This is a genomic window from Marivita sp. (assembly GCF_017643905.1).
Classification (GTDB): domain Bacteria; phylum Pseudomonadota; class Alphaproteobacteria; order Rhodobacterales; family Rhodobacteraceae; genus Marivita.
Genome location: NZ_JAEPMO010000126.1, coordinates 1 through 12456, shown reverse-complemented (window position 1 = coordinate 12456; position 12456 = coordinate 1). Strand labels below are relative to the sequence as shown.

General features: G+C 59.9%; 13 protein-coding genes and 1 tRNA gene. 10 read left to right on the top strand and 4 right to left on the bottom strand.

The annotated features are described in order from the left end of the window. The 7 genes from JJ869_RS17720 to JJ869_RS17695 form a co-directional block, all read left to right on the top strand. Positions 1–728, top strand: a 728-nt coding sequence (locus JJ869_RS17720) for a hypothetical protein (protein WP_292269069.1), incomplete at its 5' end; no start/stop codon positions are given. Further along, a complete protein-coding gene (locus JJ869_RS17715) occupies positions 725–2044 on the top strand; it encodes an AAA family ATPase (protein ID WP_292269068.1) in 1320 nt (439 codons plus the stop codon). The genes JJ869_RS17720 and JJ869_RS17715, both read left to right, overlap by 4 nt. 10 nt (positions 2045–2054) lie before the next feature. After that, a complete protein-coding gene (locus JJ869_RS17710) occupies positions 2055–4619 on the top strand; it encodes a VapE domain-containing protein (protein WP_292269067.1) in 2565 nt (854 codons plus the stop codon). A 433-nt stretch (positions 4620–5052) separates the two neighbouring features. Then, complete coding sequence (locus JJ869_RS17705; RefSeq protein WP_292269066.1) at positions 5053–5577, top strand: hypothetical protein; 525 nt, start codon at positions 5053–5055, stop codon at positions 5575–5577. Continuing rightward, a complete protein-coding gene (locus JJ869_RS23200; RefSeq protein ID WP_366510473.1) occupies positions 5570–6217 on the top strand; it encodes an endonuclease VII domain-containing protein in 648 nt (215 codons plus the stop codon). The genes JJ869_RS17705 and JJ869_RS23200 overlap by 8 nt, the downstream gene beginning before the upstream one ends. A 5-nt stretch (positions 6218–6222) precedes the next feature. Continuing rightward, complete coding sequence (locus JJ869_RS17700) at positions 6223–6426, top strand: hypothetical protein (RefSeq protein ID WP_292269071.1); 204 nt, start codon at positions 6223–6225, stop codon at positions 6424–6426. Further along, positions 6416–6841 (top strand): DUF6362 family protein, encoded by a 426-nt coding sequence (locus JJ869_RS17695; RefSeq protein WP_292269065.1) that lies wholly within the window; start codon positions 6416–6418, stop codon positions 6839–6841. The genes JJ869_RS17700 and JJ869_RS17695 overlap by 11 nt, the downstream gene beginning before the upstream one ends. 262 nt (positions 6842–7103) lie before the next feature. Here the strand turns inward: JJ869_RS17695 and JJ869_RS17690 are convergent. Further along, positions 7104–7179 (bottom strand) — tRNA-Ile (locus tag JJ869_RS17690). A 42-nt stretch (positions 7180–7221) separates the two neighbouring features. Between JJ869_RS17690 and JJ869_RS17685 the strand changes: the two genes are divergently transcribed. Continuing rightward, positions 7222–7755 carry a hypothetical protein gene (locus JJ869_RS17685; protein WP_292269063.1) on the top strand — a complete coding sequence of 178 codons (534 nt, stop codon included), beginning with the start codon at positions 7222–7224 and terminating at the stop codon, positions 7753–7755. Between the two features lie 454 nt (positions 7756–8209). On the opposite strand, the gene JJ869_RS17680 is transcribed toward JJ869_RS17685, so the two are convergent. After that, positions 8210–9106, bottom strand: a complete 897-nt coding sequence (locus JJ869_RS17680) for a DUF1186 domain-containing protein (protein WP_292269061.1) — start codon at positions 9104–9106, stop codon at positions 8210–8212. A gap of 194 nt (positions 9107–9300) precedes the next feature. On the opposite strand from JJ869_RS17680, the gene JJ869_RS17675 reads away from it, so the two are divergent. Then, entirely contained in the window at positions 9301–10527 is a 1227-nt protein-coding gene (locus JJ869_RS17675; protein ID WP_292269070.1) for a site-specific DNA-methyltransferase, read from the top strand. Here the strand turns inward: JJ869_RS17675 and JJ869_RS17670 are convergent. Continuing rightward, positions 10503–10997: a hypothetical protein gene (locus JJ869_RS17670; RefSeq protein ID WP_292269060.1), complete on the bottom strand. Its 495-nt coding sequence runs from the start codon at positions 10995–10997 to the stop codon at positions 10503–10505. The genes JJ869_RS17675 and JJ869_RS17670 overlap by 25 nt on opposite strands. A gap of 64 nt (positions 10998–11061) precedes the next feature. Between JJ869_RS17670 and JJ869_RS17665 the strand changes: the two genes are divergently transcribed. After that, positions 11062–11460, top strand: coding sequence for a hypothetical protein (locus JJ869_RS17665; protein WP_292269059.1), 399 nt, complete (start codon positions 11062–11064; stop codon positions 11458–11460). Between the two features lie 173 nt (positions 11461–11633). Here JJ869_RS17665 and JJ869_RS17660 read toward each other — a convergent pair whose 3' ends face one another. Further along, positions 11634–12212 carry a DUF3489 domain-containing protein gene (locus tag JJ869_RS17660; protein ID WP_292269057.1) on the bottom strand — a complete coding sequence of 193 codons (579 nt, stop codon included), beginning with the start codon at positions 12210–12212 and terminating at the stop codon, positions 11634–11636. Positions 12213–12456: the final 244 nt, after the last annotated feature.

Below are 12456 nucleotides of genomic sequence, written 5' to 3'. Positions count from 1 at the left end.
CTGAGGTATCTCAGGTCTCTTTTGGTCTATCTGCTCGCTGCTATTCTCAACGCAATCCAAAATTTGGAAACCAAAGCTCCCCGCAATCAGCCGCTATACACACCCGTCACAGCCTGAATTGCCTTGTTCAAGGTCGACTGATTATGGCCGAGGATTTGAAGCTGCCACACCCTGAGGTCATCTTCGAGGTCAAGGATCGCCACCCCGAGCGTGAGTCCTTGCTGGTGTACGTGCGTCAGTTTGAGGGCCGTGTCGAAGCCGCGCTGTTTTCTCGTTGGAAAAAACGCCTGCGCTGGACCGATTGTCTCGCCCACGCCGTTTTTGCCAAGCCGGGTTGGGCGGATGTCTCGGTACACCCCGGGATCAAGCAGGATCAGGCCAAACTGTATATGGAGGCCGTTTCAGGTATGGTGTGGCGGTCGTTAAGCATCTTGGCCTTCGCGGGCGATGACAAGCCGCGCAAGGTGATGCCAGCGCTACGGCGCCCGTACGCCAAGGCAGGTGTGCGCGGGTGGACATGGCACCAGGTCACGATCGACCTCGCGCGTGCCCGGGCCAAAACCCAGGACCTCGGCGGCACCCATGCCAGCCCGCGATGGCATATCCGCCGTGGCCACTGGCGTCAGCTTGCAGACGGCCGTCGTGTTTTTGTGCGCCAATGCCAGGTTGGCGATCCCGCCCAAGGAGGCGTGGTCAAGGATTACATCGTAAAAGGATCAGCCGCATGAACAGTTTCACGCCCTCCGAAAGTCAGGCGGCAGCCATCCGCGCGATCAAGACATGGTTTGAAACCCGAACCCATGAGCAGCAGGTGTTCCGGCTTTTTGGTTACGCGGGAAGCGGGAAATCCACCGTGCTGAAGTTTGCACTTGATGAACTGGGCCTTTCGCCCCACCGGAGCGCCCGCGAAGGCACCTGCGTGCCGGGTGTCGTCACCGCCACATTCACTGGCAAGGCCGCGCTGGTCTTGAGCCGAAAAGGCACGCCCGCGCGCACCATCCACAGCCTGATTTATTCTGTGTCAGAGGCCACAGAAGAGGAAATCGCAGCAGCAGCGCAGAAAGTGTGCGAGGCAGAAACCAGCGTCAGATCTTTGTCCGGGTTCGATCGGACAGCGGCGGAAGCTGGGATTGAAGCGATGCGCCAGGCGCTGTCCGCGATGAAAAAACCCCGCTTTGCGTTGAATGCACAAAGTGATGCCGCTGACGCCAGGCTGATCGTGCTCGACGAGGTGTCCATGGTGGGCGAGGAGATGGCGCGCGACCTGATGAGTTTCAAAAAACCCATCCTTGTGCTGGGTGATCCCGGTCAGCTTTCCCCGATCAAGGGAGACGGGGCCTTCACCAATGTCGATCCGGATGTGATGCTGACCGAGATCCACCGACAGGCATCCGAGAGCGCCATCATCCGCTTGGCCACAATGGCGCGCGAGGGCCAACCGATTGGCTTCGGCAGCTATGACGAACATGTCGCCAAGATGCACAAGGCCGATATAACGCCGGATCAGGTGCTACGGGGCGGGCAACTGATTTGTGGCATGAACGCGACGCGGCTGCAGTTGAACAATGCCATGCGCGGGGCGGCCGGTCTGGCCGGTGGCGTCCTGCCAGCAGGCGCCACCGAGAAAATCATCTGCCTGAAGAACCAGAATGACCTTGGGTTGATCAATGGCATGTTCCTGACGCTCGAAGACATCGTGGACGAGGGCAGCCTCTACTTCTCGGCCGTGGTGACCGACGAAGATGGCCGCCGGGTGGGGACGCCTGACCCGAATGGCAAACCTGGCCGTCTGCGGATCTACAAGGGACATTTTGAGGACCATGTAAATTTTGATCGCACGCGCCATGATCGGGATTGGAAGGAGAAAAAGCATCTGATCGAGGCGACGTTTGGCTGGGCGATCACCGCGCATAAGGCGCAAGGCTCGCAGTGGGAGAATGTGATCGTCTGGGACGATGGGCTTGGTCGCAGCGAGCTTGACCGCCGCCGATGGCTCTACACCGCGATCACCCGCGCGGAGCGCGGCCTTGTACTCCTTGCATGAGGTATGGCACGTGATCGATCTCAACGATGTCTTTGTCCCAGCCGCCCGACATGACCTGAACGCCATCAAGGCGCGGCTGGCAGCTACAGCCCGCAATTGGCTGCCCGCGCTGTTCCCGGAGGCAAAGCTGACCCATGACAAACGAGCGATGCGGTGCGCCGACCTTTCCGGGCGCCGTTCTCGCGGTGAGGGCTCCTGTGTCATCCATCTCGATGGGCCTTACGCAGGCTGGGGTTTCGATTTTGCCACGGGCGAACGCGCGGGGCCTATCGACATGATCTACCACGCCACGGGGATGAGCGAAGGTCGCCTCTTTGATGAGGCGGCCCGGCTTGCCCGTCTCGAACGTGACCTGCCAGCACGACCGGCTGCGCCAGCGCGCCCCGATCACAGCCTCGAAATCCGCCGCATTCTGGACGGGTGCGGACCCGTGGTGGGCAGTCTTGCTGACACATATCTGACGTCGCGGGGGCTCAGCGATCCGAACGCGTCGGACCTCCTTTTTCACCCTGATCTCACGGATTACGACAGTCGCCGTGGTTGGCCGGGCATGGTCGCGATCCCGCGTCTGGCAACTGGCGATCCGGTCGGCGGGATCCATCGTACCTTTCTGCTGGACGATGGACGCGGCAAGGCTCCGGCGGGCAAGAAGATGCTGGGCACGATCGCGGAGGCGGCGGTGCGGCTTTTTCCGCTGTCCAAAGACGGCCATCTAGGCGTGGCGGAGGGGATCGAGACGGCGCTCGCGGCGCGCGCGATATTCGGAACACCCGTATGGGCGGCTTTGTCGGCTGATGGCATAGCAAGGTTCAAATGGCCTGAGGGGACGCACCGCGTCACGATCTTTGCCGATGCCGGCGAAGCGGGGCGTCAGGCGGCCGCAACATTGTCAGACCGGTTGAACATGGCGGACATCCCGAACGAGGTGATAGCTCCGCTCCATGGTGACGATTTCAACGACGATCTGCTGCGGGGGGCTGTGAAGACGGATTACGACAGTCCGGCGATCACGTCCGAGGGTGCGCTTGGTGCCGACGACACTCCAGCGGATGTGCCTCCTGGAGGGCTGGAGCGTGCCGTCGTCGCGCTGGCCACCGCAACTGAGGCGCTTACCAATCCGCCCGATCTCACCGAGCTGGGCAGCCTCATGGGGCGCATCGTCAAGGCGCGACTGGAGCCCATGGAAGAACGACATGTGCTGTTGCTCATCAAAGCGCGCACTGGGATTGCGATGTCGATCCTCGACAAACAGCTTGGCGTCCTGCGCCGCCGTTTGAACAACACGGGCGATCTTGTGAAACCTGCTGCCCGCCCGGCTTGGGCAAACCGGTTGCGCCTTGATCTTTCGGGAACGCCCGAGCGCAACGAGGCCAATGTCATCATTGCGCTCAGTTCCGATCCGGTCTTTGCTGGTACCATCGCATTTGATGAATTCCGGCAGGAGGTGGTCGTGTTGCAGCCAGTGCCTTGGGATGAGCCCAACATGGATTATCCACGGCCTTGGGAGGACAGCGACGACATTCGACTGGCCGAATGGCTTCAGCATCGCGAAGTGAATGTCGCGCCCCTCGTCGTGGGCCGCTCGGTTGGCGCTGTCGCCCGCGACTACCGCATTCACCCGGTGCGCGCCTACCTCGACTTGCTGCATTGGGACGGCACGCCCAGGATCGAGACCTGGGCCAGCCGCTACCTGGGCGCTGAGCCGACGGATTTAATTCACGCCATGGGAAGCCTGTGGCTGATATCAGCTATCGCGCGCGTCTATCGGCCGGGCGTCAAGGCCGACCACATGCTGATCCTCGAGGGCGAGCAAGGCGCGCGCAAATCGACCGCGCTCAAAATACTGGCAGGCGAGGATTGGTTCACGGACGAGTTGCCAGAGCTCGGTTCCAAGGACGCCGCCATCCACATGCAGGGTGTCTGGATCGTCGAAATCGCGGAATTGGACGCCATCGGTCGCGCCGAGGTCTCGCGCATCAAGGCGTTCCTGACCCGCACCACGGACCGGTTCCGGCCACCCTATGGCCGCCACACGGTCGAGATCAAACGCCAATGCGTCTTTGCCGGCACGGTGAACCCAGACACCTATCTGCGCGATGAGACCGGCAACCGCCGCTTTTGGCCGATCCGTTGCGGCGACATCGACATCGATGCTCTTGCCCGGGACCGCGACCAGCTCTGGGCCGAGGCCGTTGCCCTGTTCAAGGATGGCGCCATCTGGTGGATCGAGGACAAGGTGCTTCTGCAAGCCGCGCGTGAAGAGCAGGAAAAGCGCTACCAGTCCGACGCTTGGGATGGGCTGATCGAGCATTGGTTGACGCATGAGCTTCGCGTTGTGGGGGACAGCTTTTCATCCTTCGATCTGCCTCGCCGTGAGAGCGTTCAGCGTCGCGAACCGCTACGTGATGTGTCCGTAGGCGAGATTTTGGAGGAAGCCATTGGCGCTGAGCCAACAAAGTGGTCTCGAATTGATCAGATGCGGGTTTCTGGATACCTCAAGAAAAGCGGGTGGGAGCGCTATCAGCGTCGTGAAGATGGCGCGAGAGAATGGCGATATCGTAGGCTGACTGACTAACGCCAACGGAATGTTTCACGCACGGTTGGGATGGGCATCTTGATGGATGCCCTTTTTATTTGTCACCAACCTGCGACTGTCACCAACCTCAGTCGCGGATGGTGACAGAAAAAAGGTATTGAAATCAATCGTGTCACCATTGTCACCAACCTAACGGCGATCTTCTTTCCTTATGCATATACATGTGTGTTTTTAGCCGAGTAACACCTTTCTCATACATACAAAGAATTTGGTTGGTGACGTTGGTGACAATGGTGACAGCATTGATTTTGTTGAGATATTCCTGTCACCAACCCCCTGAGAGGTTGGTGACAGGTTGGTGACAAGCAGTGCAGACCTGACCACCGGCGAATTTTCTTGTTCCCCAGAGTCAGGCGGGGTATTTTCACGCTGACCAAAGCCGAAGGCCCACTCGAATGCGTGAGCCTTCACAATGAACACAAAAGAACTGATCTCGACCCCGACGCTGCCTGAGGCCTTTGGCGGCGCCAAAACCATCCTGGCCCTTGACCTCGGCACAACGACTGGCTGGGCCGTCCGTGGCTTTGACGGGCTGATCACCAGCGGCACCGTCAGCTTCAAGCCCGGCCGCTACGACGGTGGCGGCATGCGCTATCTGCGCTTCACCAACTGGCTGTCCGAGATCAACCGGCTCTCCGGGCCGATTGGGGCCATCTATTTCGAAGAAGTCCGCCGGCACGCAGGCACTGACGCGGCCCATGTCCACGGCGGCCTGCTGGCTGTTCTGACCAGCTGGGGTGAATTGCGGGGTGTGCCCTACCAGGGCGTGCCGGTTGGAACATGGAAAAAAGTTTTTTGTGGAAAGGGAAATGCCAATAAAGCTGAAGTTGTGTGTGCGATCAAAGGCTTGGGCTTTAATCCCTCTGACGACAACGAAGCGGACGCGTTGGCGATACTCCATTGGGCACTTCAAACTGGGGGTGGCATCAATGGCTGACAAATGGCATTCACTTGTCGATCGCACTTGCGAAACGTGTGGCGGGCATTTCCGTGTTCAATACCAATCCGCAATAAGGAAAAATGGTGGCAAATTCTGCTCGGCACGATGCAATCCCCGTGTTCAAGCCCACAACAAAGCTATGGTCGCACTTTCGATTGGCCCGAAACGCGCCAAGGTCGAAGTAACGTGTGCGACCTGCGGGGCAGTCTTTTCGACGCGGGTTAAAAATATCGCACGAGGTGGTGGCAAATACTGCACACGGCAGTGCAACCCGGCATACCAACCACAGTTTTCTCCTTCAGAAAAGAACCGACGATACAACCTCGCCCAGAATTACGGCATGACTGTCGCTGAATATGAGGCCATGCTTGCAGGGCAAAGAGGAAAGTGCGCGATATGTGGAACGTGGCCTGACGGTCGGCATGGAGTTCTGTTTGTTGATCATGATCATTTCGAGGATCGTGTCCGTGAACTGCTGTGCGGAAACTGTAACACCGCGATAGGACTTCTTCGCGATGATCCTGTCCGAGCCGCAAGCTTATCCGCATATTTGTTGAAACACGCACCCTCGGAGGAAGATCGGCACCTGGCTATCTCCATTCTGCGTGGTGGACCTTCGCAGGGAGGGCTGGCGTGATGGGCATGCGGTTCACTCCGAAGGGCTACGGTGGTCATCGCCGTGACCCTGAGCAGGTCAAGCGCGATGGCTGGTACGAGCAGGGTGTGCTTGCCGTCAGCGTGGATGATCACCGGCTGACATGGCCCGAGCGCGAATTGGTCGAGCAGCTTGGTACGAAACTCTATGGCAAACGCCCGCGGGGCAGGGAGGTGCGTCATGGGCGGTGACTGGACCCGGGCCATGGTGGCCGATCGGTTGGACCTTGCGGCGGACGTGATGCGCAGCCTGCCACCGGTGGGCCCGCAGGGCTATGTCAGCGCGTGGCCCGAGTACCTCTCGAGCTTCGCCGATCAGGTGGAGCAAGAGCCCCGGATGAAAAAGCCGCTGCCGTCGCCACGGATGATCACGCAAGCCGATGAGGCGATGCTGTGGCTCAGGTGGCTGGACAAGGACATCGGCGAGATCCTGTGGGCGCGGGCCAACCGCAAACCGTGGAAGCGGATCACCTGGCGCCACGGCATCAGCAGGGCGACAGCGCATCGGCGGTACGAGTACGGGCTTGCGGTCATTGTCTGGCGGCTCAATGGCCGCCCGGTGCCGCGCAAGCGCTCGATGGAGTTCGTGATCGGGCAGACGGTCTGAGCCTCGTGGGGCGGTCGCGTGGTGGCCGCCCTGTCAACCCCTTGCGAGCTGGCGAGACACTTTTGGGTGAGACATCGGAAGGCGCGACAGATAAATTTTCCAGGGCTATAAAAACGATATACTCGGTGTCGTGCGCGTGGGAGGCATGGGGCCGGTTCTCTCTCGTTCAAGCTTTGGTGCTCTCCCGCCGGGGGCGAACCGGCACGCCCGAGGGCAAGGGATTTTACGTCCCTGGTGTTTACCAATTCCGCCACGGGGGCGTTGGTAGGCCCGGCAGGATTCGAACCTGCGACCTAACCGTTATGAGCGGTCAGCTCTAACCGCTGAGCTACGGGCCCGTGAGTATATGTTTTGCGGAAACCAACGGGGAACGCAACCAGATGAACATCATCCTCCGCGACCTCGACCAGACCCGCGTGCATTTCGAAGCGGCGATCCATAGCGTTGGGGAACAAGCTGCCACCCGCGCCTTCAGCCGGGCGCTGAACAGCGAGGGCAACAAGGTCCGCACGCAGGTGCGCCGGGCGCTCAGACAGCAGACCGGCGCAAAGGCTGCTCTGATCAACAGCGAGACGCGTACGATCCGATCGAGCTTCGCGAACCTGTCCTACACGATCGAGGCCCGCGGCGACTATCTTGGCTTGTCGCATTTCAGCCCACGGCAGTTTGGCTATGGCGTGCGTGCCAAGCCCTGGGGGCGCTGGCAGCGCTTCGAGAGTGCGTTCCTCGTGGGCTCGCTGGCCAACAACGCCTTCGTGCGTGAAGGCAGGGCGCGACTGCCGATCAAGAAGATGTTCGGCCCGGCGATCCCGAAGGAGATGGTGCGAGACGCAGCCCTGGACGTGTTTGAGGCCGCGCAGCCGCAAGTGTTGGCCGAGGCGATGCGGCAGATCGGGCGTCTTCTGCAAGCCTGACAGCTGCGCGGGACAAGAAAATCGCGCAGGATCAATCGGGTGAAAGAAAAATCACATTGCGCGATTTTTTTGTTGGACAGCGATTCGCGAGGTGTGTAGAAAGCTTGCAATAGGGCAAATCACCGCATCGAGGCGCCCACGCAGAAACCGACAGGGGCCCCCTTGGGTCCCTTCTGACGCGATGTCTTACGCGGGGCCGCCGCCTCGCAAAATACCCGCGTTTTTTCTTTTCTCAAAAACCCGATAGAGTTGGCTGGAAAGGACTTTCTGGCTCGATCCAGGGCGCGCCGGTTCATTGGCTAAGCCCCTGTAATCACGAACATATATCGAGGTGGCGGGAAGGCCCACAAACTTCCCGAAACACCCGTCCCACTCTATTGGCCCCCCGCTGGGGTCAATGGAGTGGGGCTGGCCTTGAGGCTCATGCCGCTTGGCTGGGCTGGGGATGTCATCGTCAGTGCAAACAGCATTTTTTGTACTTTTTACCGCTGCCGCAGGGGCAGGGGTCGTTTCGTCCAACTTTGGGTCCATCGTTGAAAAAGGGTTCGCCGAAAGAGTCGAGAAAAGGGGTGCCTGAGGCGCGTTTAGCCTCCAGACCTTTAAGGTATTTGTCGGAAAAGCAGTACCATTGCGAGAGTTCCTCAACAGCACTGTCGATCGGCTTTGTTGTTCGGCTCCGGTGGTACCAAGAGGACTGGCCAGTTTCGATGGCGTTTGTCAGGTCCCGCTGAAAATGCTCAAACGTGGTGGACATCGGATCAATATAGCCGCGTTCAAATGCCTCGCGGACTTGAGGTTCTAGATGCGCTAGCGCAAGTTCCGCAACGGCAAAAGACCAACTGTCCCAGAGGACATCTGGCTTGTCGAAATCAGCTTCGAAAAAGCGTTCAAACCAAGCTGTGACTTGGGTCGCACAATCGACATGTGTCCCGGCGATGGTGACAAGCGCGTCAATCATCTGTGAGCGGGAGAACACATAGGCTTCGGTGTCTTCAAGCACCTCAAGGATCGGTTGTAGATCGCCGTCGAAAACTGCGGCGATGATACGGGCCGCACCTTCGGTGACCGCATCACCGATCAAGTAATCCAACTCCGTTTCGTCACGGCGAAGCAGGCTGGTGAGAGGCCGATAGGCGCGCTGTTCACGCCATTCCCCGAGCAGGAAAAAGGTAAACAGGAATGCTGAGACGTCCGGGTCATTGCTGGATGAGATAGGCTTATTGGAGAGGCGGTCGATTTGCTCGAGGAAGATGGGAACCATTTCCTCGCGGCATTGTCCGGCTGCAATCATGGCATCACGCGGAAAGCCATCGCGTTGTGACAGGGCAGTGAAGATTTCCTCAGGCGTCATATTTTCGTCTCTCCATGGGGCGTGGCCAACACTCTTCGTCAAGGCTGTTTGGGACGTCAATGCGGTTCCCTGAATAACTGCATCGACGTCCCCAATGCGGTTGGCAAAAAAAATAGAAACGAGAGAGAGGCGGGTCCCTCATGAAAGACGCACCAATCCAAACGCCCCGGGCCTGGCCCGCGGCGCAGGTGGAGATGTGGCAGGCGGCCGATCTTGTGCCTTATGCCAAGAACGCCCGTCAGCATCCGCCTGAACAGATCGATCAGATTGCCGCGTCGATGGAGCGGTTCGGGTTCACGATCCCGATGCTGGTGGCCGAGGACGGCACGATCATTGCCGGACACGGCCGGTTGATGGCGGCGGTGCAGCTGGGACTGGCCGAGGTCCCGGTGATGGTGGCGCGGGGCTGGTCGGAGGAAGATCGTCGGCTTTACACGCTGGCCGACAACCGTCTGGCGGAAATCGCCGAGTGGGACCCGGAGATGCTGCGCATCGAGATCGGGGAGTTGCGCGAGGATTTCGGGATCGAGGCTTTCGACCTGGTTGGGTTCAGCGCCGAGGACCTGGCCGACATTCTGCCGGATGCACTGATCGATACCACCGGCGGTCTGACGGACCCGGACGATGTTCCTGAGGTTCCGGAGACCCCGATTACCCGGCCAGGCGATGTCTGGCTCATGGGCCCGCACCGTCTGCTTTGCGGCGACAGCACGGTGGCCACGGATGTGGAAAAGGTTCTGAAGGGGGTGACGCCGCTCTTGATGTGCACGGATCCTCCCTACGGTGTGGACTATGACCCGAGTTGGCGGAACGAGGCAGGCGCGGCCAAGACCAAACGCACCGGCAAGGTGCTGAATGACGACCGGGCCGATTGGCGCGAGGCCTGGGCACTCTTTCCGGGTGATGTGGCCTATGTTTGGCACGGGGCGCTTCATGCGGCGACCGTTGCCGAAAGCCTGGAGGTCTGCGGTTTCGCGATCCGGTCGCAGATCATCTGGGCCAAGGAGCGATTGGTGCTGAGCCGAGGAGATTATCACTGGCAGCACGAACCCGCGTGGTACGCTGTCAAGAAGTCCGGCAAGGGCCACTGGGCGGGTGACCGCAAGCAGACGACGTTGTGGCACATCCCGAGCAAGGATCAGGATGCGCAGACGGTGCACGGGACCCAGAAGCCTGTCGACTGCATGCGCCGGCCGATCGAGAACAATTCCAGCCCGGGTCAGGCAGTATACGAGCCTTTCATGGGGTCGGGGACCACGCTCATCGCGGCGGAGATGTCCGGCCGGGTGTGTTATGGGATTGAATTGAACCCGGCTTATGTCGATGTGGCCGTCCAGCGCTGGCAGGACTTCACCGGCAAGACAGCGGTGCTGGAAGAGAGTGGGCAGAGCTTTGATCAGGTTGCTGGGCAGGCGTCCTGAATGTTTCCGGGGCGGGGATGTACACACCCGTTACGTCTCCGCCACGCCGCTTGCAAAGGATCGATCTTGACAGGCTGCGGAGCAAGCCAGCAGGATGGATGGCCAAGGACGGAGCACCGTCGAATGATCAAGGTGCTTGTGACTTTGCTGATGGTCTGGTGCGTGTCCTGAACAGGACGCGGTAAGGGAACTTGGTTGGGGGGATGAGAATGGATGATGTTGTACTCGCGATCTTGTTGTTTGTGGGGATGATACCAGTGATGTTTCTCGTGGCCGAAAGGTACGAAAACAAGAAAGACATTGAAGCTGAAGAAAAAGAACACGAACGGCGGCAGCTCTTCGACGCCTATCCCTCCATCGGACATGCGAACAGAAGGGAAGATGGCCCCAAGAGTTGAAGCTATTGCTGCAGGTGATATCCAGCAGGCGGCGATGACCTTTTGAATTGCCGCCTCGTGCAGTTTGCGCATGGGCAGGCCCGTTTGAAAGCAAACCGTAGCTTTGCGTCATCGCAATTGCCGGTCGATCGAACCGATGTATATTCGGCTCATGTCATCGGAAGCGGAACAGCAGGGCGATCTTTGGTCGCGGGCAGATCAGCGGGACGCGCCAAAGCGTGATCCGCGCCTGCGGCTATTGCCGCATGATCTTGATGGCGCACTCAAACATCTCACGGATGGCGAATTGGCGACGCTGTCAGCTGCGGTCGTGAAGGAACAGTTGCGCCGTGGACATGGTGCTGAGCCGAAAACCGTTGTGCCGTCCGAATCTGTCCCAGCCGCTCGGACATCATCGGAGCTTCCGGAGGTGGAGGGACTGACGCGCTCGCAGGTGAGCCTGATCCGTGCGTCCATCAAGGCGGGCGTGAAGCCCGGAGCGCTGTCGCGTCAGTTCGGGATCAATCAGGCGCAAATCCGTGCCGCGCTGAAGTAAAAAGGGGCCAGCACAAGGCTGGCCCAAGTCTGATGCGGTAAGAGCGGACCGGTGAAGCCACTCTTACCGTTTGAGGCTTTAGAACAGACGAAACCTCATTAGTATGGGGATTAAGTCGAGGGGATTCTGCAAGGTCGCCTTCCGGTATCTTGTGGTTCATCCAGATTTTATAGCTATATTGACTGTAGAATTTGATAAATTCGACCTCGTTGAATATCTTTTTGGGAGGTGATGACCAGCCCGAGACGTTTCTTGAGGGCGCCGGACATCGCACCGCGCACTGTGTGTGGTGCCCATTGGAGGCCGGTTGCGATCTCTTCTATCGTGGCTCCCTCCGGTCTGGACAGCATGTCGATGAGGGCTGCTTGTTTCGTGCCCTCAAGCGGCGCACGCGATGTGGGTGCTGCCCCCGTCACCGCCGCATGCGCCACAGGTTCATCGGTCGGCGCGTCTGGTGCGCCCAAGGGCGCGGCGTTTGCGGACCCTGCCTCGTGCTCAACCCCGATGGTGTCGAGCCCTGCGTTGGTGGCGACCAGTGTGACGCCGTGACCATCGCCGGTTTCGCGCCAGATGAGCTCGCGCTTGCGCGGGTCCGCATCGACCTCTTCAAGCAGGCCCTTGGCGAGCATGGTGCCAACCACTTTGGTGGCGGCACCACCGCGCAGGTTGGTGGGCAGGGGCAGGGCGATGCGGTCCGCCCGTTGGGCGGCTGCGCTGAGGATGATGGATTGTGTGTCGGTCAATGTGGTCATCATGGTTCTCCGGATTTGGCCCCCGCGGTGTGCGGCGGCTTCTACCGGGTGAAGCCCGCCAGAAAGGCGGGCCTGCTGTTGGCGATGCTGACCGATCAGGTGTCGTCGTCGGTCTCGGCCAGAATGGCGTAATGGGTGACCCAGCCATCGAGAAGGGGCAGGCCTTCTGGGATGCCGTGGCTGGCCTCGGTCTGGGCGGAGATGCCGCGGCGTTGCCATTTGTCGATCGTGGCCTCGAGGGCCG